At 55.7% G+C, this 1,167-nt stretch carries 1 protein-coding gene; it reads left to right on the top strand.

What is annotated here, in order from left to right; genetic code table 11:
* Positions 1 to 18: 18 nt before the first annotated feature.
* A partial coding sequence (locus Q8M85_RS03465) for a hypothetical protein (protein ID WP_305540313.1) occupies positions 19 to 1,167 on the top strand: 1,149 nt, incomplete at its 3' end.

Genomic DNA, 1,167 nt, shown 5'->3' with positions numbered 1-1,167 from the left:
GCCCTGTGCCTGTCGTGCATGACCCCCGGCACGCATATCCTGGGAGTCAGAGCCACCTATGCCGATGGAAGAGTGGCGAGCGCATCGACCGCCGTCACCGTCGGAGCTTCAGTAACTTCAACGCCAGTGCCCACCCCACCCATCATAACGCCAGATCCCGCATCGGTTCCCGCCTTTCCCGGCGCCGAAGGCTTTGGCGCAGTGGCCGTGGGCGGCCGCGGCGGTCGAGTCATTGCTGTGACTAATTTAAACGACAGCGGACCGGGTAGCTTTCGCGCCGCGGTGACGGCAACAGGCCCCCGCACAGTGGTGTTTCGTGTCGGCGGCACGATCGATTTGCTCTCGGACATCAACATCGCAGGCGAGGCCATGTCCTACCTCACCATTGCGGGGCAAACGGCACCCGGAGGTGGAATCCAGACACGCTACAAAACCATCAATATCACCGATGGTGCGCATGACATCGTCATCAGATACTTGCGTCATCGACGTGGCTGGGAAGTTGCAACCGATTCGAGCAGTGATAACAATGGGCCGGGTTTTTCAATCTATAGCTACGGTGCCCCGGTCTACAACGTCATCCTCGATCACAACTCTTTCGCCTGGGCCCAGGACGACACATCCACTTGGAACTTAGTGCACGACGTGACGTGGCAATGGAATATTCTTGCGGAAGCAAAAAACACTCACACAGGTCCCACTGACCTGAAGGGTACCAATGGCAAAGGCAACATCCATGGCACAGAGCCAGGCAATGGGATGGCGCTGTCCAACATCTCCGTTCATCACAATTTCATGGCCAACAATTTCATGCGCAATCCAGTGCTGTCTGGTCATGGCCCCATCGAGCTCGTGAATAACTTAATTTATAACTATGCGGCATTTGGCACTCAGATTCAGAACCGTGGTGGCGGAACGCTGCTCAACATCATCGGCAATTACTACAAGGCCGGGCCAAATACGTACGTCAACCGCTATGCACTTCTCGTAGATCAAGCGGTGACATACGACAAAGATACCTACAGCTTTGAGCAAACTGCGGGATCCATGTATGTGAGAGACAACCTCAGCCCACAACGCACCAACAGTTCGCAACCAGAGTGGAGTGTCGTCGGTTATTGCGCCAGCACTGGGGTTTACTGCACAACAGCAGCGCCTTCCTCGTTC

It is taken from the genome of Tabrizicola sp., assembly GCF_030694085.1.
Taxonomy (GTDB): Bacteria; Pseudomonadota; Alphaproteobacteria; order Rhodobacterales; family Rhodobacteraceae; genus Tabrizicola.
Note: the sequence above shows the minus strand (reverse complement) of the source record. Positions and strands in the feature narration are given on the sequence as shown.